The organism is Bacillus sp. FJAT-28004, assembly GCF_001280845.1.
In the GTDB taxonomy this organism is placed as follows: domain Bacteria; phylum Bacillota; class Bacilli; order Paenibacillales; family Paenibacillaceae; genus Pristimantibacillus.
In genome coordinates, this window is sequence record NZ_LGHP01000001.1 from 491,533 (window position 1) to 509,115 (window position 17,583).

Genomic DNA, 17,583 nt, shown 5'->3' on the forward strand with positions numbered 1-17,583 from the left:
TAAGGTATGAGCCTGTATAGAACGAATGATGACATCATCTAGTTCCATTAGGAAGGTTATCAATCGTTTACGCTTGGGAGGTTTTGAAGTGGCTTTGTTTATTATGATTATTCGCAAAATGGTGCAAAACAAATGGTTGGTCGGGAGCTTATTTATTGGCTTGGTCATGTCCGTAGCCTTAGTAAGCAGCATGCCGATTTATTCGGAGGCCATTTTATCGAGGATGCTGGTCAAAGATTTAGAGACCATGCAGAGCGAGCGGGGTATATATCCGGGCAATCAATACAATAAACTTTTTTACACGAAAGAAACGCCGGAGCAAATAAATAAGATTTATACAAAAGTGGACCGCTATATACGTGAGCAAGCACAAATAAACTTTGGCATACCGGTTCAGGAGCTTATCGTTGATTTGCAATCCAAATCGATGAAGATCAGGCCGGAGAATGATCCAGAGCCAGATACCAAAAAAAATCTCAAGACGATGTCACTGCGCTCCTTCTCTGATCTTGAAGAGCATATTACGCTGACGGACGGCAGAATGCCGGCAGAGGAGCAGCCGGTGGATGGCGTTTATGAAGTACTTGTTACAGAACGAAGTCTTGTACAGTTCAAAACGGTTCTGGACACGAAGTTTTTTGTCAACGACGATAAAATTGCCGGGGAAATAACGTTTAAGCCAGTAGGTGTGTTCAAGAAAAAGCAGGACGATGATCCTTATTTCAGAGATACGGATCTGAGCGAGCTAAGCACAAGCTTTATCATTAGTGAGAAAATCGCTAAACAGCAGCTCATGCAGGAAAGCCGAATTCCGGTTGCGTCCGTAGGTTGGTTTTTTGTATTGGACTATTCTAAGCTTGAACTGAGCTTGGTGGATGACTTCATTCAGACAACCAATAAAATTCGCAACGTCATGTTGAATAGTGTAACGATGTATCAGGCGGTGTCAGAGACACCTGCTCTTGAAACGATTTCGAAATATTTAGTACGGGCAGAACAGCTGAAGACGCTCATGTGGTCGCTTAATGTTCCTGTATTGATTATGCTCGGTTTTTACATGTTCATGGTATCGAATCTTATCGCAGATCGGCAAAAAAATGAGATTGCTGTCCTGCGAAGCAGAGGAGCTGCGCGTTGGCAGGTCATCAGCTCTTATGCGGTAGAAGGCATTATTTTATGCGGCATCGCATTTGGTGTTGGCCCCTTGCTTGGCGTCATACTGACCGAGATGCTTGGTGCATCAAATGGTTTCCTTGAATTTGTACAGCGCGTTCGGTTGCCAGTCAGACTTACGGAAGAGTCCTATCGTTATGGAGCGATTGCTTCTGGCGTCTGTTTTGTCATTATGATGATTCCTATCATTATGGCTACTCGCGTCTCCATTGTAGGTCATAAGCAGCAGTTGGCAAGACTTTTGAAATCACCGTTATGGCACAAAATGTTTCTTGATGTGATTGCATTAGCGCTAGCTATCTATGGTTTATACACGTTCCGAAAAAGGCTGGCTGATTTGCAAAGCTTGGGACTAAATGCCGATGATCTAAACATTGATCCGTTGCAGTTTGTTGTACCTGCTTTGTTTATTATGGGTGCGGGTCTGCTCTTGCTTCGTTTGTATCCATGGATTCTTAGACTCGTATATTGGATCGGCAAGAAATGGTGGCCGCCTTCCATATATGCAACATTAATACAGGTTGGACGTTCCAGCTCGCAGTATCAATTTTTGATGATTTTTCTTATTATGACGATAGCTACTGGCGTATTTAGTGCATCAGCAGCAAGAACGATCAACAATAACACAGAGGATCGAATCAGGTATAGCAATGGCGCAGAGGTTGTATTGACCACAGAGTGGATGAACGATGCACCGCCGCCTCCGCCTCCGGGAGCGCCGACTTCTCCGACACAGGATTTAGCTATGTTGGCGCCTGTCCATTACTTGGAGCCGGCATTCGAGCCCTTCAAAGCGATTAAAGGTGTAGAGCAAGCGGCTAAAGTATTCAAGAAAGAAGTATCCTTTAGCGTAAATGAAAGTAATGGTCCTGCAACTTTAATTGGTATTGATTCGGATGAATTCGGTGAAACAACCTGGTTCCGTGACAGCTTGCTTAACTATCCGCTTAATGATTATTTAAACCTGCTCGCAGGTGATCCGCAGGCGGTTCTCATCTCAAGAACGTTAGCGGATCAGAATAAAGTAAAACCAGGCGACACGATTTGGGTAGGCTGGAGCGACGTGCCGCAGCAGCCGTTCAAGGTGTATGGCATCATTGATTATTTCCCAACCTTCAATCCGAATCCTGCCGTAGGCAGCGTGGATGTCAGTGAAGAATCTTCAGGGGGCAGAGCTCCAATGCTGATCGTCGGCCATTTGCCGCGCATTCAGGTTCAGCTTGCGCTTGAGCCGTACGATGTCTGGCTTAAACTGAAGCCGGAGGTCAGTACTTCTGAGTTTTACGAAGCGCTTAAGGAATCGAAGCTTCCGATTACGAATATCGTCAATACGAGAGAGGAACTGGTGAATGCCAAAAATGATCCGTTCCTTATGGCTTTAAACGGTATTTTGACGTTAGGTTTTGTATTGTCGATTCTTGTTAGCTTTATCGGGTTTCTATTGTATTGGGTATTATCATTGCGAGGCCGAACCTTGCAAAATGGTATTTTGCGTGCCATTGGCTTATCGCTAAGGCAGCTCATTGGAATGCTTGGGGTTGAACAGCTGCTGACATCAGGTGTTGCTGTTCTAATCGGAATAGGTGTCGGCAATATCGCAAGTCGATTATATGTGCCTAACTTCCAAATTGCTTTTAATCCAAGCAGCCTTGTACCGCCATTCAAAGTCATGTTTGATGCGACGGATTTGGTACGCATCTACGTGCTAGTCGGCTTCATGTTAGTCGTTGGACTTGGCATATTAGCCTACATGCTGTCGCGACTGCGTATTCATCAAGCGATCAAGCTAGGGGAGGATTGACGGATGATTCATTGCGAAGGGCTTGTCAAAATATACAAAACAGCCGACCTAGAGGTATTCGCCCTGCAAGGCCTCGATCTTCAAATTGAAAGCGGCGAGCTGATGGCCATCATTGGCAACAGCGGTAGCGGCAAATCAACGCTGCTGAATATGCTTGGCGGCTTGGACCGTCCAACAGCAGGCAAGCTGACCGTTGACGGAAGAGATATGCTGAAGTTTAAGGAGCGTGACTTCGTTCGTTACAAGCGCGAGAGCGTAGGCTTCGTCTGGCAAAATAATGCGAGAAACTTGATTCCTTATTTAACAGCTCTTGAAAATGTGGAGCTTCCGATTTTGCTAACAGGCAGTCGCAAGCGCTGGAGAGCGAAGGAGCTGCTGGATGCAGTTGGCTTAAGCCACCGTGCTTCAAATAAGCTTTACGAATTGTCAGGGGGAGAACAGCAGCGCGTAGCAATCGCTATTGCCCTTGCAAATCATCCTAAGCTGCTTCTTGCCGATGAGCCGACGGGTTCGGTAGACTCACGAATGGCCAATCAGATTTTGGACTTATTCCGTGAACTGAATCGAACGATCGGCATTACTGTTGTTATCGTTACGCATGATCCAGAGCTTGCCAAGAAGGTTGATCGTGTAGCGGCAATCCGAGACGGCAAAATTTCATCCGAAATGCTGCGCAAACGCTCATATGCCGAAGAGCTGGCGGAGCTTGAGCAGGAGGATGAGGATGGCACGCATGTAGAGTATGCGGTGCTCGATAAAGCGGGTCGATTGCAGGTGCCTTCCAACTATTTGGAATCAATAGGCGTAAAAAACTCCAATAAGCTGCGCGTAGAGCTTGGAGAAGGCAAGATCATCCTGCTGCCTCCTGAGGAGAAAGCGGAGTAAGCTATTCAAACCAAAAAGGGCTGTGCATGGTCAGTGATGACTTAGGCACAGCCCTTTCATTCTATTTAGGCAAGCTTACGAGTTAGATAGGCTAGGCAATGAGGAGCTCGATTGGATAACTACTGTATGCTCATCGTTTCCCCATTCATCCCAAGAGCCTTCATAGGGGCGAATATGATGATATCCCATTAATCGTAAAGTGAAATAAGTATGCGCACCGCGTTGATTCGTCTGGCAATAAGGCATGATTGTTTTTGCAGGGTCAATGCCAAGAGTTTCAAATTGCTGCTTTAAGTCTGGATAAGCCTTGAATCGCACAACACCCTCTTGATCTGCCCTTCCAAGGGAATCATTCCATTCTTTATGAATCGCGCCAGATATATGTCCGCCCTTACGATTCGAGCGCTGTTCTGCTCCGGAATACTCCAAGGCTGAACGCGTATCGACAAGAATGCAGTTGTCCAGCCCTGCTTGAATGGCTTCCTTCGTAACAACCAGCTTAGCATCAGCAGATAGGGTGAGCGTTCCTTTTGCCGCAAGAGGCACTTCAATTGTTGTCTCATGGCTGGCTGCAGCCCATGCTGCATAACCGCCATTCAATATTTTCACTCGATCCTTAAGACCATAATACTCCAGCACATAAAAGACGCGCGTCGCTAACACACCGCTTCCATCATCATAGACAACGATTGTTGAACCATTGCTTACACCAGCATTTTTAAGCAAGTATTCAAGAGCATCCACGGAAGCAAAAGTGTAACGCGAACTATCCTTTAATGCTTTGGCGTCCAGCCAGTAAGCGCCTGAAATGTGACCGATCTCATAGCCTGTGGCTCTGACATCTAATAGGACGATGTGCGGCTCTTGTCGATGCATTTCAAGCCAATGAGCATCTACCAGTAGATGCTCATTGGGGTATTGTAATTCTATGGTTTCCGTCATGCGCGAAGCCTCCAAATCGCTTTTTGTTATAAAGGGCTGAACCCTAGGTTTTCACGCAGATTTTGACCAGCATAGCGAGTAGGAAACAAACCTCTGCGCTGAAGCTCGGGGACGACAAGATCAAGAAAGGCGTCGACGCCGCCGAAGGCGAGCTGGGGCATGACGCTAAAGCCATCCGCAGCGCCGTTTATGAACCAATGCTCCATGATATCAGCTACTTGGTTAGGTGTACCAGCAATGCTTAGCTGACCGTTGCCTACCCAATATTTTTCGAGCAGCTCTCGGAGCGTAAGCTGTTCATTATCGACAATCTTTTTCACCATCTGATAGAAGGTTTGATACGCATTGATTTGACCCGGATCAGGCAGCTTTGGGAAGGGATCATCCAGTGCATAACTCGAAAAATCGATGCCAAGCAGATTGGAAAGAGACATGACGGCACGTTCAATTGAGCCGAGCTGCTGGAGTTCTCTCGCAATTTCACGAGCTTCAGCCTCCGTTTCAGCAACAATAACATGAATGCCCGGCAATACTTTAATATCATGCGGGGATCGTCCAGCTTCGGCTGTTCTTGCTTTGATGTCTTGATAAAACAGCTGCGCATCTTCAAAGGAGTTCTGGACGGTGAATATAAGCTCGGCATATTGAGCAGCTAAATTTCTGCCATCCTCTGAAGCTCCGGCTTGAATAAGCAGAGGCCTTCCTTGCGGGGGACGCATAATGTTGAGGGCGCCGCGAACTGAATAATAATTCCCTTGGTGCTGTATATCATGAACCTTGTTGACATCGGCATACACGCCTGAAGCTTTGTCTTGAACGAGCGCATCTTCTTCCCAGCTGCTCCATAATTTGAGGACGACTTCCGTGAATTCCCGCGCTCGCTCATAACGTTCTGCATGAGCTGGCAATTGCTGCAGTCCAAAGTTGAAGGCAGTGCGTTCTACTCCAGTGGTTACAATGTTCCAGCCAGCTCGACCGCCGCTAATATGATCAAGAGAAGCGAATATTCTGGCTGTGTTATAGGGCTCGTTGAAGCTCGTAGAAACGGTAGCAATGAGGCCGATTCGCTCGGTTACGGTCGCAATTGCAGATAACAAAGTCAGCGGCTCAAAGCCGAAGATCGGGCCATGCTGCACGGCCTTTGCCTCAATAGACAGACCATCCGCGATAAATAGGGAGTCAATTCGGGCGGCTTCTGCTTTTTTGGCCATCCGCAGGAAATGACTGACGTCATGAATCTCATCCAGCTTCGTACTCGAATGGCGCCATGCCCCTTTGTGAGCGCCCGCATTGTGCAAAAACAAGTTTAAAATCATTCTGCGATTAGGTTCGCCCATATGAATCACCTCCCTTTATTTCATGCCGCTAAGTGCTATGCCACGGATGATTTGCTTCTGGAAAATAAGAAATATAATGATAAGCGGTGCAATCGAGATCGTTGTTCCTGCCATAATTAAGATCCAATTGCTCGTATCCTTCAGCTCGCTTGAAAAATAGACGATCCCGACTGGAAGCGTAAATTTCTCCTCCGTTTGCAGCACGATGAGCGGCCAGATGAACTGGTTCCAGTTCCCGATAAACGTAAGGATGATCAAGGTTATAATAGCTGGCTTCACTAGCGGAATCGCTATGTGCAGTAGAATACGCCATTCATTAAGTCCATCGATTCGAGCCGCATCCAGTAAATCCGAAGGAATCGAGTCCATAAATTGCCGCATGAGAAAGATGCCGAAGGCTGTAATAATACCGGGAAAAAGCACGCCCCAATAAGTGTCGGACCAACCCAAATCATTCGCAATTAAATACCATGGGATGATGAGCATTTCCGTTGGAACCATCAAGGTGCTTATAATAAGCAGGAAGATAAGCTGTTTGCCAGCGAACGAAAATTTGGCGAGCACGTAGCCCGCCGCCGTATCGAAGATTAGAACAGTGGATGTTGCAATAAGAGAGATGATGAGCGTATTTTTGATCCATTCTGCGAAGGGTGCCTTCTTGAAAATAGAAGCGTAGTTGTCAAACGTTATCGTCTCAGGAATTAAGCGGAGATTGTAGACGTCTTGAGGAAGCTTGAAGGATGTAGCGACCATCCATAAAAACGGAAACAACATGATGCCGACGCCGAGCGCTAGCAGCAAGTAAATGACAAGTGAGCGCAGCCTCTCTGCGGGGGACTTCGCGTTTTTGTGTTTCTTGTAAATGTTTTGTATGCTCATCTATTCGTCCTCCCATCAATATTCTACTTTTTTGTTCAGCACTTTTAATTGCAGCAGAGTAAGCGCCAAAATGACGACGAATAAAACAACGGTAGCAGCAGCGGCGCTGCCCATCTTAAACTGCTGAAATGCCAAATTATAAATATGGAGCACCATCGTCGTTGTAGCGTTTAACGGTCCTCCATTCGTCATGCTCAGCACCTGTCCGAACGATTGCAAATAAGAAATGACTCCAATGACTGCGGAAAATACGATTACCGGATTAAGCAGCGGAAGAGTAATATGACGAAATTTCCGCCACGCACTGGCGCCATCGATAGCTGCCGCCTCATAGTACATGCGTGGTATCGCTTCAAGTCCTGTCATAAAGATGAGCATTTGAAAGCCGGTGCTTTGCCAAATCATCGTTAAAGTAATTAGAAAAAGCGCCTGGCGCGGCGATTGAAGAAACAATTGCGGTTCTAATCCTAGATTTAAAAGCATCTCGTTTAGCCAGCCATTGCGCATAAGAATCCAGCGAAATACCCAGCTGACAGCGATGATGCTGGTTACGTAAGGGATGAAGTATACGGTGCGGAACAGGCCGCGCAAACGTTGTATATTGTGGAGCAGTAATGCGACGATTAGCCCGACGATCAGCTGTCCCGGCACACCAATAAGAACAAATTTGAACGTATTGACGATCGACTTGAGGAAGATTTGATCCACAAATAGCGCTTTGAAATTCGCCAGTCCAACGTAAGGTTTGCTAGAGGACAATAAATCCCATTCACGCAAACTCACGTTGAAGGCATACAGGATTGGCAGCAAACGTGTGCTCAAAAAATAAAGCAGAGGAATTCCGAGGGTGATATAAATAAACAAATTACGCTGCGTGCGGTAGGATAAACGTGTGAGAAGCAGCTCGCGGCTTTTGCGTACGGTTAACTTAAATGCATGTGCGATCATAATGGAATTCACCTCCATTTCATCCAAGAAGGGTGCTCGCTCTCTAGGTCGAGCACCCGTACTTACCCTATTACTTTTTATCTACAGCTGCCCAATATTCGTCGTAAAGCTTTTGCGTTTTCGCTACGAGGTCTTGAAAGGCTTTCTCGACAGGAACTTTATTCAGCAGCACTTCATTTGTCGCATCAACAAACAATGTTTTTTCCTGTGTTTCGTCAATGAAGAAATGCGCCCGGCTATCGTTCAATTGGGATATAAAAGGTCCGAGCTTCTCATCGTTTACGTATTTATCCTGTGTCGCAACCGCTTTCTGCGCAGGAAGCTCACCAATCTGTTCAACCCATTTTTCTTGAACCTCTTTGCTCGTTAGAAACTCCAAAAATTCGGAAGCAGCCTTCAGCTTGTCGCCTTCTACATTTTTGGGAATCGCGTTCGCCCAGAAGGAGGATGGCGCTGACTTGGTTTTGTAGGATGGAAGAGGTGCAACACCATAGTTTAAATCTGGAAAGTCTTTCTTAATGGAGCCGAGTCGGAATGAACCGTCGATATTAATCGCCGCATGACCGGTCATGAAGGCATTGCTGTCATTCTCATAAAATCCGTTAATCCCAACCTTATGCTTAACTGCAAAATCGATTAAATATTGGAATGCCTCCAAACCTGCCGGTGTTTCTGCCCACAATATTTTACGGCGATCATCGCTTAAGTCCTGACCACCCGCTTGATGCAGCAGACCATCTCGGTACCAGTGGTGCAGCTGCGCGCCAGGCTCCCATGCGAGCCCTTCAGTGACAAACTGCCCTTTGGCATCTGTTTCTGTCAGCTTCTTGGATACGTCGACGAGCTGCTCCCACGTTGTAGGAAGCTCAGTAATTTGGGCTTTGGACAATAGATCTTTATTGTAGAACAAGGCGAGTGTGCGTACGGCGGTAGGAATCGCGTAATAGGAGCCGTTGATTTTTGCGGCGCTAACTAACGGATAAAAGTTGCTTTCAATTTCCGCGGTTGGAAAATGATCCTCAGGCAGCGGCTGCAAATAACCGGATGAGACGTACTTAGGCAGCCAGCCATAATAAAGGTTTATAACATCTGGACCTTTGCCAGCTGGCACTAGCGTTGCTACCTTCTGATTGTATTGGTCATAAGGGAAGTTGGTTTGTTTTACGGTAATGTTCGGATGCAGCGTTTGGAATTCCGTTATCAGCTCATTGATCAGCTCAACCTTGGCTGGGAATTCATATTGCCAATATTCAATCGTTACCTTTTTATCCGTTTCGTTATCTGTTGCTTTTTCAGTTGCTTTGTCTGTTTCTTTGTTTGCTACTTTGTTGCCAGACGTTTGATTGTTGCTGCCGCAGCCGGAAACAGCAAGCGCGAGAATGAGTGAGCCTGTAACTGTAAAAATCCAACTTTTTTTCATCAATCATATCCACTCCTTTTTTTATAAAAAAGTGCTGCTTATGTTTGGCTCGCTATGTCCGACTTCTTCGATATTGTGCTTAGAGGAAGCTCCAGGCCCAGCAGGCGCCTTGCATTATTGCCGAATATATTCTCGATATCGTCCTCTCCGAATCGCAGTTCGCGACATGCGCGAACCTGATCCTGCAGGTAGCGATAAGGGTAACCTCGAGGGAACCCGCTGGCATCCGTTCCAAAAATAATTCGTTCTGGTCCGATCAGCTCATAGGTTTTGCGCAGCGCGAATTCCAAGGTTAGCTCATAGGGCATCCAGCGCATCCACTGATTGGAGCCGGAAGTATCGACATATACATTCGGACAGCTCCAGCACAGATGAAGCAGCTCCTGGAAATAACCTGCTCCAAAGTGAGGAATGATGAACGGAATATCAGGATATTCTCTTGCGGTATTGAAGATGGATAGCGGACTTATATTCGGATGATGTGCGATACCTCCCGCATGGCCAAGCAAGCCGAAGTGAATCAATACAGGAAGCTTCTTCTCTGCGAGAAAAGTCCATATGGGAGTGAGGGACGGATCATCAAAGGGGATAGAAGTCAGCGGTCCGAATAGTTTATATCCCTTCAGTCCAAGCTCATTGATTGCTCTTCGGAGTTCTTCCTCCGCTTGGGCATCCTCGATGGAGTGATGGGCAAAGCCGGTAAAGCGATCCGGATGACTGGCGAGATGATCGGCCAAATTGTCATTATCAAGCGCGGTGAGAAAGTTGAGACCCCCAATCCCGTACTTATCAAGCTCCTTCACCCATCGGTCAATTAACGGAGTGTTTTCATCCTCACTAGTATTGTCAGCAGTCGTTGCATCAGGAAAATCCCAAGTGAGCCGCATTCGCTCACTTCTTTCTGCACCATAGCGAGAAACGGATTCATGTCGCTTGTTATTGCCAAGCAGCAGTCGGTAAGGAAGATGTCCGTGAACATCAAACACTTTAAATTGGTTGCGAAACATAACCTCACTCCATTCCTAATTCTTTGATAATCCAATCGGTCAATAATAAATCAATGTCCTTAGCAGCAGCTTCCAATCGAGACTGTCGTTCCTCCAGCCATAGCTCTAGCTCAGACAGCCTATTCTGCTGAACATTAAGCGCCCGATGCATCTCAGCCGGACTAGGCCCGCCGCGCAGACTGCGAATGTTTACAAAATGGGCAGGATCCAGTGCTTGCTTCAACTGCTCGTCACTTAGCTCAAGAGGGATGCCAATGGTTTGAATCGCAGCTTCGTTTAGCGCTTGCAGGTTCAGATCGCCTACTTTATTTCCTTGCCCAGCGGCGTGCGTGACGAGTCTGCTTACAATCGAATGCGCTTTGCGAAAGGATAATCCCTCATCTCTGACGATTGTGTCCGCAAGCTCGGTAACGGTTGCGAAGCTCGCAGCAGCGCGCTGCCGCAGGACATCTTTGTTTAATTGCAAGGTTGAGATGACCTTGGACAACAATCGATATACGACTTCAAGCGTATCTAAGCTTTTCCAGGCGTAGGGCTGCATATCGTCCTCCGTGTCGACAATATCGCCAAAAGGCGTATTGTGGATCATCGTAATGACAGTCTGAGCGTTACCCGCAATGCTGGATAAGAGAGAACGAATATGTTCAACAGAGACGGGATTTCTTTTTTGCGGCATAATGGAACTTATTTGGACGTATGGGGCAGCTATTTGGACAACCGCAAATTCCTGTGTGCACCATAACAGCAGCTCCTGTGCAAACCGTCCGAGATTAATGGCGGCTAGCGAAATGACAGCGGCGATCTCACCTACATAGTCTGCGCCGCTTACAGCGTCATAAGAGTTTTCAATCAGTCCATCGAAAGCGAGCAGCTCCGCAACGCGCTCGCGACTGATAGCAAAACCCGACGTTGTCAGAGCGGCAGCTCCCATGCTGCTTAAATTACAATTTGCATACGCGGCCTGTAGTCTGCGTATATCCCTTGCGAGTGAGTCCGTTACCGCCGCAATGTAGTGGGCGATTGTCGTCGGCTGTGCTTGCTGGGTATGCGTATGGGCAATAAAAATCGTTTCTGTGTGTTTATTGGCAAAAGCGAGCAGGTCAGCGTGCAGCTCCAGTGCAGACGAGATCGTTTTTAGCAGTTTTTCTCGCAAAGTTATCCGGTATATGGCGATGCCCATGTCATTGCGACTGCGAGCCAGATGCAGGCTGCCTGACGCTTCGCCTGATAATTCCAGCAGCTGGTGTTCCACCTCAAAAAACAAATCTTCAAATTGACCGGTATAGGTTCCGCTGCTTAGCTGCTCCAAATCAATCGTAAATAATGATTTTGCAATTTTATGGCCATCTTCTTTCGAGAGCAGACCTTGCTCAAGCAGCATGATGAGATGTGCTTTATGCACCGTAATCATCGGTTGCAAAAGCTCTTTCTTGGCTTGTTCATAGGCAGGCGCAAGTACCGCCTCAGCATAGGTTCTGCCAGGGAAAGTGTCGCCTTCAGAGGGGGTGTTCCTTGTAATTGCCATCGTTGATGCTCTCCTTTCTTGAATGAGTATAAAAAAACAGCCGGAGCTATCGCTAAGCGATGTCTCCGGCTGTCCGGTCGTTTTCCATATTATTCCTAGTGGAATTGTATGATTAGAATAGTATCACGGTTTTATTTGGAGCGCAACCCTTTTTATTCTATAGTAGATCATTGACGCAGCATCGCTTGGTACAAGCTGGAGCTCGCTCGAGTCAAGAGGTGTATACGAAAGTAAAGACTAGTATATGGATGAAGATTGTTCATCTTTCTATACTGGAAATAGGAAGGAAAGCTGCATGAAAGCAGCCGCAATATCAATATGAAGATCATGTGGAGGGGTAGTATGAAGAAGAAAAGAAAGGCGCTCTTGAGCATCGCATTGGTTCTTAGCTTGGCCGTTACCGGTTGCGGTAAAAACACGAATGAACCAGAAAAACCGACAGACACACCCGCCGTTGAAAAAGGAAATGAAGTGATTGAAGTTTCAACGGTTTCGCCAAGCGATCAATATTTGAAGTTTGATGAAGGCGAGAGCTTCGAGAAAAACGCTGTTTATGATGCATATGAGAAAGATATTGGCGTTAAGATTACGAACAAGTGGATAGCGGATACGAGTCAATTCAAGGAAAAGGTAAAAATTACGATCGCATCTAATGACCTGCCCGATTTCCTTTTGGTTAATGCAACACAATTGAAAGAGCTGACCGAAGCGGATATGATCATGGATCTGACGGAAGTGTACGACGAGCATGCCACAGATGAAACGAAGAAGTTTTTGACGATGGATGGCGGCATGCAGATGAAAACAGCGATGTTCGACAATAAGCTGATGGGTATTCCTAGCTCATACAATCCGTACCAATATCAGTTTTTGTATGTGCGTACGGACTGGTTGAAGGAGCTGAATTTGCCTGAACCGAAGACGATGGCAGATTTTATGGCTATAGCTGAGGCTTTTAAAGCCAAAGATCCTGGCGGTACAGGTACATCGTATGGTCTTGCCGTGAGCAAAAATCCATTCACTTTGGATACAGGGGTAACCGGATTACGTGCATTCCTTAATGGCTATCATGCGTATGAAAATATTTGGATCGAAGATGGCAAAGGCGGCTTGGTTAATAGCGATATTCAGCCGCAAGTAAAGGAAGCGCTCGCTGCTCTTCAGGATATGTTCAAAAAAGGACTGCTTGATCCAGAATTCGCTGTGAAAGATGTCGAGAAAGCTGCTGAACTCATTTATAACAATAGCATCGGTATGGTATATGGCGCATCATGGACACCAGCTCAGCTTGTAAAAGGTGCTGTGAAGGACGGAAAAGTGGTACAGGAGTGGGGTGCATTCCCGATTCCTACAGTGGATAGCAACCCGGCATTATCGCAAATCGGTCTGGGTGTTGATGAATATTATGTGATCTCGAAGAAAGCGAAGCATCCAGAAGGCGTCATCAAATTGTTGAACCATTGGATTGCCGTCGACAATCATCCAACTGCTGAGCAAAAGGTTTATGAATTCGGTAAAGACTTGAAAGAGAAAGGCAACAATTACTGGCTGCTTAGTCCGCTTCGCGTAGGTAAACAATTGGATAACAACGGCGAAATACTGCCAAAAGCGATTGCAAATAAAGATACTAGCATTTTGGTAACGAAGGATCATAAAACACGGTATGAGCGGGCAATGAAATATGTTGACGGTGACACGAGCATGTGGTGGGAATATTTGATTTCAGGTCCGGGTGGCGCGTTCTCACATGTGCCGACCATCCAGAAAAATAAGCAATATTTGCAAAATAAATTTTACGGTGCGCCAACTCCGACCATGGTAGACAGACAAGAAATTCTACTCAAGAAGCGGGACGAAGTCTATTTCAAAATTATAATGAATCAAGTTTCGGTTGATGAATTTGATAAATTCGTAGAAGAATGGAAAAAGCTTGGCGGCGATGAAATCACTAAAGAAGTGAACGAATTTTACGCGGCTCTGAAATAATCGCAAAGCGGATGAATGGAGGGATTGGTCGAAACAATCCCTCTTTTTATTAACCTTAAACAACGAGGTGAATGGCATGAATGTATTAACTCGGATGTGGAAGCGGGAATGGCCTCTTCATCTGATGCTGATACCGGGAATCGTTTTGGTTTTGATTTTTAGCTATGTCCCAATGGTAGGCATCATCATGGCTTTTCAGAAATATATACCGAACAAAGGCTTGTTCGGCTCACCCTTTATTGGACTGAAAAACTTTAAATTATTGCTCGATTATCCTGATATCGGGCGAATTTTCTTCAATACCGTCTATATTGCCGTGATGAAAATCGTAGCAGGTCTGATTGTGCCAATCACGATTGCGATATTGCTTAATGAGCTGCGGAGAGAATGGATTAAACGAACGTTCCAGACGCTCGTTTACTTGCCGCACTTTCTATCGTGGGTTCTGCTAAGCGGGATTATCGTTGATGTTTTCTCTCCATCCTCAGGCGTTTTCAATCAAATGCTTGGCTTATTCGGTATAAAGCCTATTTTTTTCTTAGGGAGCAATGATTGGTTTCCCTATGTAATGGTCGCATCGGATGTATGGAAGGAGTTTGGATTTGGTACAATCGTTTATCTGGCTGCGCTAACGGGCATTAATCCATCGCTTTATGAGGCAGCAGAAATTGACGGCGCAGGACGTATTAAACAGACCTTTCATGTAACGCTGCCTGGCATGATGCCGATTATCGTGCTTATGTTTACGCTTAATATCGGGAATGTACTCAATGCAGGATTTGAACAAATCTTTAATCTGTATAGTCCCCCGGTCTATGAAAGCGCGGATATTATCGATACCTTTGTCTATCGCATGGGAGTGCAGCAAGCGCAATTCGGATTCGCCACAGCGGTTGGCCTATTGAAATCTATCGTCTCTTTTATATTCATTTCTCTTTCTTATCTATTAGCCTATCGTGTAGCGAATTACCGCATTTTCTAACGATGCGTTCGTAATTCAGAAGGGAGTCATTACGTGGTTACAAACCGATCATTCAGCAGACAACTATTTGTAGCGTGCAACTTTATTTTTCTATTGCTTACCTCCTTCTTATGTCTCATGCCTATCATTCATATATTGGCGATCTCATTCAGCTCTGGAGCTGCGGCGGCAGCGGGCAAGGTTTTCTTATGGCCGGTTGAATTCACGACTGCTGCTTATGATAACGTATTTGGAAAACCGGAATATTTGCGTGCTTTCTGGGTATCCATTCAGCGTGTTATTCTAGGAACATCCATTAGTATGTTTTTGATGATTATAACGGCCTATCCGTTATCCAAAGATCCACGTCAATTTCGGCTCAGAACCTTTTATGCATGGTTATTCGTATTTACGATTTTGTTCAGCGGCGGTCTTATCCCATCCTATCTAACTGTCAAATCGCTTGGCTTAATTGATACGATGTGGGCGCTTGTATTGCCAACAGCTATTCCGGTGTTTAATGTCATTCTACTGCTTAACTTCTATCGTAATTTGCCTAAAGAACTCGAGGAATCCTCGCGTATAGATGGTGCAGGTCATTTCACTACATTATGGAAAATATATGTACCGCTATCCTTGCCAGCTTTGGCAACGACGGGACTGCTTACGATGGTGGGACATTGGAATAGTTGGTTTGACGGCATGCTGTATATGAATCATACTGAGAATTATCCGCTGCAGACGTTTCTGCAGACAGTCATTATCAAGATGGATTTCCGCTTTATTAAAGCTGAGAATGCCGAATTGATGCTCAAGCTGTCTGATCGCACAAGCCGAGCGGCACAAATTTTTGTTGCAGCATTTCCGATTCTTATTGTGTATCCTTTTTTACAAAGATTTTTCATTAAAGGAATCGTAATGGGGAGCGTAAAAGAATAGTACGGGGATGCTCTACTACTGCATGCAGGAGAAAAAATGATGAAAAACCTATTCTTTTTGCAAGATTCCTCTATATTCAAAAAAATAATGGCTGCCTTTCTGGCGGCCTTGTTGCCGCTGATGGCGATTACTTGGATGATTATTGAGAAAGGCTCGGACAATATTCGCAGCGAAATCTCAGAATCGATTCTGAATACGACAAGATTTTATATGGACTCGCTCGACAAGGAAGCGGATCGAATTAGCCGTTATTTGCCCAATTATGTGATGGACAAAGATTTGATGGAAATTGCAACAACCGGTAAGGATATGAGCTCTTATGAGCGTTCACGCAAAATATTGGATATTCAGCGGCGGCTCGAGCTTATGAAAAATTCAAGCCCGTTTATTAAAGAAGCAAAAGCCTATATCCCATTGATTGAGCGCACGATTCTGAGCAATGATTTTGAGACCTCTTTGAATGAATCGGAGTATAAAGCGATGCAGGTTAATGTGAAATTGTATGACGAACCGTTCATTTACTGGGAAAATCGACTGTTTATTACGATGCAATATCCTATTAACACAGTCAAAAACCCGTTATATATTGTAGGGGTTGAGCTGTCTACAACCAAGATCAAGGAAACATTATCGCAAATTGGCGGCACACGCGGCGGACGCAGCGTGCTGCTTAATTTGGAACGCGGCTGGGAAATTGAAAGTGGAGTGGACCCGGATTTGCTGGGTCAAATGAAAGCTCTTGCTTTGGAAAAGCAGCAATTGAAGTCGAATGAAGGTTATGAAACGATTGTTTATAATAGTAAGCGCTTTCTTACGGTGTATAAATATTCTACTCTTTGGAATTCTTATTCGATTACTTGTATACCCGAAGAGATGGTTCTTGGCTCATTGCAGATGTATCGAACTTTATTTTTGTGGGCTTGCGCACTTTCTGTTTGTATCATCTTGTTTTTTACTTATTTTCTATTGCGCTTTATTTACAGACCTCTGATGAAGCTGGTGCAAGCCTTCCGTCGTGTTCAGCAGAACAGGCTGGAGCCGATCGTGAATGACCGAGGAGCTGATGAATTCGGTTATTTATACAAAGCTTTTAATGATACAGTGCGATCGCTCAATACGTTAATTAAGGAAAATTACGAGCAGCAAATTCGGAATCAGCGCTCAGAGCTGAAACGACTGCAATCGCAAATTAATCCTCATTTTTTATATAATTGTTTTTTTGTGCTGTGCCGATTGATTAAATCGGATAGTCAGAAGGAGAAAGCCTATCAATTTTGTTTATACATTGGGCAATACTTTCAGTTCATTACTCGTAATGATGAGGATGAGATTCCGCTCGAGCTTGAGGTGGAGCATTCTCGCACTTATGTTGACATGCAATCGATCTGTTACGGGGAAAAGATACAGGTCTCTTTTGCAGGAGATGTTCCAGCCATTCACGTTCCAAGGCTGATTCTGCAGCCCATTATCGAGAATGCCTATAAGCATGCTTTAGGCAATATGGTGAAGCGCGGCGAGCTAAAGGTTCATAGCGACCAAAAGGAAAATGTATTCGTCATATACGTTGAAGATAATGGGCAAAGCATTACGGATAAAGAGATTGAGCTTCTTCAGATGAAGCTGCGGCATTCAACGAATCATATCGAGGAAACGACAGGCATTATCAATGTGCATCGGAGAATTCAACTGCGTTACGGAGAGGAATACGGCATTTCGCTGTCACGATCTGACTTAGGCGGATTACAGGTGAGAATTAAAATAAGTGCAAGCTAGAGGGGGA

General features: G+C 45.4%; 13 protein-coding genes. 6 read left to right on the top strand and 7 right to left on the bottom strand.

Going from position 1 to position 17,583, the window contains the following annotated elements; translation table 11 throughout:
• Positions 1 to 88: 88 nt before the first annotated feature.
• Positions 89 to 2,974 carry an ABC transporter permease gene (locus tag AC787_RS02050; RefSeq protein WP_054023275.1) on the top strand — a complete coding sequence of 962 codons (2,886 nt, stop codon included), beginning with the start codon at positions 89 to 91 and terminating at the stop codon, positions 2,972 to 2,974.
• Between the two features lie 3 nt (positions 2,975 to 2,977).
• Positions 2,978 to 3,859 (top strand): ABC transporter ATP-binding protein, encoded by an 882-nt coding sequence (locus AC787_RS02055; protein ID WP_054023276.1) that lies wholly within the window; start codon positions 2,978 to 2,980, stop codon positions 3,857 to 3,859.
• 75 nt (positions 3,860 to 3,934) lie between these two features.
• Here AC787_RS02055 and AC787_RS02060 read toward each other — a convergent pair whose 3' ends face one another.
• The 7 genes from AC787_RS02060 to argH form a co-directional block, all read right to left on the bottom strand.
• A complete protein-coding gene (locus tag AC787_RS02060; RefSeq protein WP_054023277.1) occupies positions 3,935 to 4,801 on the bottom strand; it encodes a sulfurtransferase in 867 nt (288 codons plus the stop codon).
• 26 nt (positions 4,802 to 4,827) lie between these two features.
• Positions 4,828 to 6,138, bottom strand: a complete 1,311-nt coding sequence (locus tag AC787_RS02065) for an LLM class flavin-dependent oxidoreductase (protein ID WP_054023278.1) — start codon at positions 6,136 to 6,138, stop codon at positions 4,828 to 4,830.
• A 15-nt stretch (positions 6,139 to 6,153) separates the two neighbouring features.
• Complete coding sequence (locus tag AC787_RS02070; protein WP_054023279.1) at positions 6,154 to 7,017, bottom strand: carbohydrate ABC transporter permease; 864 nt, start codon at positions 7,015 to 7,017, stop codon at positions 6,154 to 6,156.
• A gap of 15 nt (positions 7,018 to 7,032) precedes the next feature.
• Positions 7,033 to 7,965 carry a carbohydrate ABC transporter permease gene (locus AC787_RS02075; protein ID WP_054023280.1) on the bottom strand — a complete coding sequence of 311 codons (933 nt, stop codon included), beginning with the start codon at positions 7,963 to 7,965 and terminating at the stop codon, positions 7,033 to 7,035.
• A gap of 70 nt (positions 7,966 to 8,035) precedes the next feature.
• Complete coding sequence (locus AC787_RS02080; protein ID WP_054023281.1) at positions 8,036 to 9,385, bottom strand: extracellular solute-binding protein; 1,350 nt, start codon at positions 9,383 to 9,385, stop codon at positions 8,036 to 8,038.
• A gap of 38 nt (positions 9,386 to 9,423) precedes the next feature.
• Positions 9,424 to 10,392, bottom strand: coding sequence for an amidohydrolase family protein (locus tag AC787_RS02085; RefSeq protein WP_054023282.1), 969 nt, complete (start codon positions 10,390 to 10,392; stop codon positions 9,424 to 9,426).
• A 4-nt stretch (positions 10,393 to 10,396) separates the two neighbouring features.
• Complete coding sequence (argH, locus tag AC787_RS02090) at positions 10,397 to 11,917, bottom strand: argininosuccinate lyase (RefSeq protein WP_054023283.1); 1,521 nt, start codon at positions 11,915 to 11,917, stop codon at positions 10,397 to 10,399.
• A 342-nt stretch (positions 11,918 to 12,259) separates the two neighbouring features.
• On the opposite strand from argH, the gene AC787_RS02095 reads away from it, so the two are divergent.
• From AC787_RS02095 to AC787_RS02110, 4 genes are all read left to right on the top strand, one after another.
• On the top strand, positions 12,260 to 13,903 hold the full coding sequence (locus AC787_RS02095) for an extracellular solute-binding protein (RefSeq protein ID WP_082360596.1): 1,644 nt from the start codon (positions 12,260 to 12,262) through the stop codon (positions 13,901 to 13,903).
• A 76-nt stretch (positions 13,904 to 13,979) separates the two neighbouring features.
• Positions 13,980 to 14,885, top strand: coding sequence for an ABC transporter permease (locus tag AC787_RS02100; RefSeq protein ID WP_200930691.1), 906 nt, complete (start codon positions 13,980 to 13,982; stop codon positions 14,883 to 14,885).
• A 33-nt stretch (positions 14,886 to 14,918) separates the two neighbouring features.
• On the top strand, positions 14,919 to 15,803 hold the full coding sequence (locus AC787_RS02105) for a carbohydrate ABC transporter permease (RefSeq protein WP_054023284.1): 885 nt from the start codon (positions 14,919 to 14,921) through the stop codon (positions 15,801 to 15,803).
• Between the two features lie 39 nt (positions 15,804 to 15,842).
• Positions 15,843 to 17,576 carry a sensor histidine kinase gene (locus AC787_RS02110; RefSeq protein ID WP_054023285.1) on the top strand — a complete coding sequence of 578 codons (1,734 nt, stop codon included), beginning with the start codon at positions 15,843 to 15,845 and terminating at the stop codon, positions 17,574 to 17,576.
• Positions 17,577 to 17,583 lie beyond the last annotated feature (7 nt).

Bases quoted from the DNA above. Each gene is read 5' to 3' on its own strand.
- argH (WP_054023283.1), bottom strand. From the start codon at position 11,917: ATGGCAATTACAAGGAACACCCCCTCTGAAGGCGACACTTTCCCTGGC.
- AC787_RS02070 (WP_054023279.1), bottom strand. From the start codon at position 7,017: ATGAGCATACAAAACATTTACAAGAAACACAAAAACGCGAAGTCCCCC.
- AC787_RS02065 (WP_054023278.1), bottom strand. From the start codon at position 6,138: ATGGGCGAACCTAATCGCAGAATGATTTTAAACTTGTTTTTGCACAAT.
- AC787_RS02080 (WP_054023281.1), bottom strand. From the start codon at position 9,385: ATGAAAAAAAGTTGGATTTTTACAGTTACAGGCTCACTCATTCTCGCG.
- AC787_RS02055 (WP_054023276.1), top strand. From the start codon at position 2,978: ATGATTCATTGCGAAGGGCTTGTCAAAATATACAAAACAGCCGACCTA.
- AC787_RS02060 (WP_054023277.1), bottom strand. From the start codon at position 4,801: ATGACGGAAACCATAGAATTACAATACCCCAATGAGCATCTACTGGTA.
- AC787_RS02085 (WP_054023282.1), bottom strand. From the start codon at position 10,392: ATGTTTCGCAACCAATTTAAAGTGTTTGATGTTCACGGACATCTTCCT.
- AC787_RS02075 (WP_054023280.1), bottom strand. From the start codon at position 7,965: ATGATCGCACATGCATTTAAGTTAACCGTACGCAAAAGCCGCGAGCTG.
- AC787_RS02110 (WP_054023285.1), top strand. From the start codon at position 15,843: ATGAAAAACCTATTCTTTTTGCAAGATTCCTCTATATTCAAAAAAATA.
- AC787_RS02100 (WP_200930691.1), top strand. From the start codon at position 13,980: ATGAATGTATTAACTCGGATGTGGAAGCGGGAATGGCCTCTTCATCTG.
- AC787_RS02095 (WP_082360596.1), top strand. From the start codon at position 12,260: ATGAAGAAGAAAAGAAAGGCGCTCTTGAGCATCGCATTGGTTCTTAGC.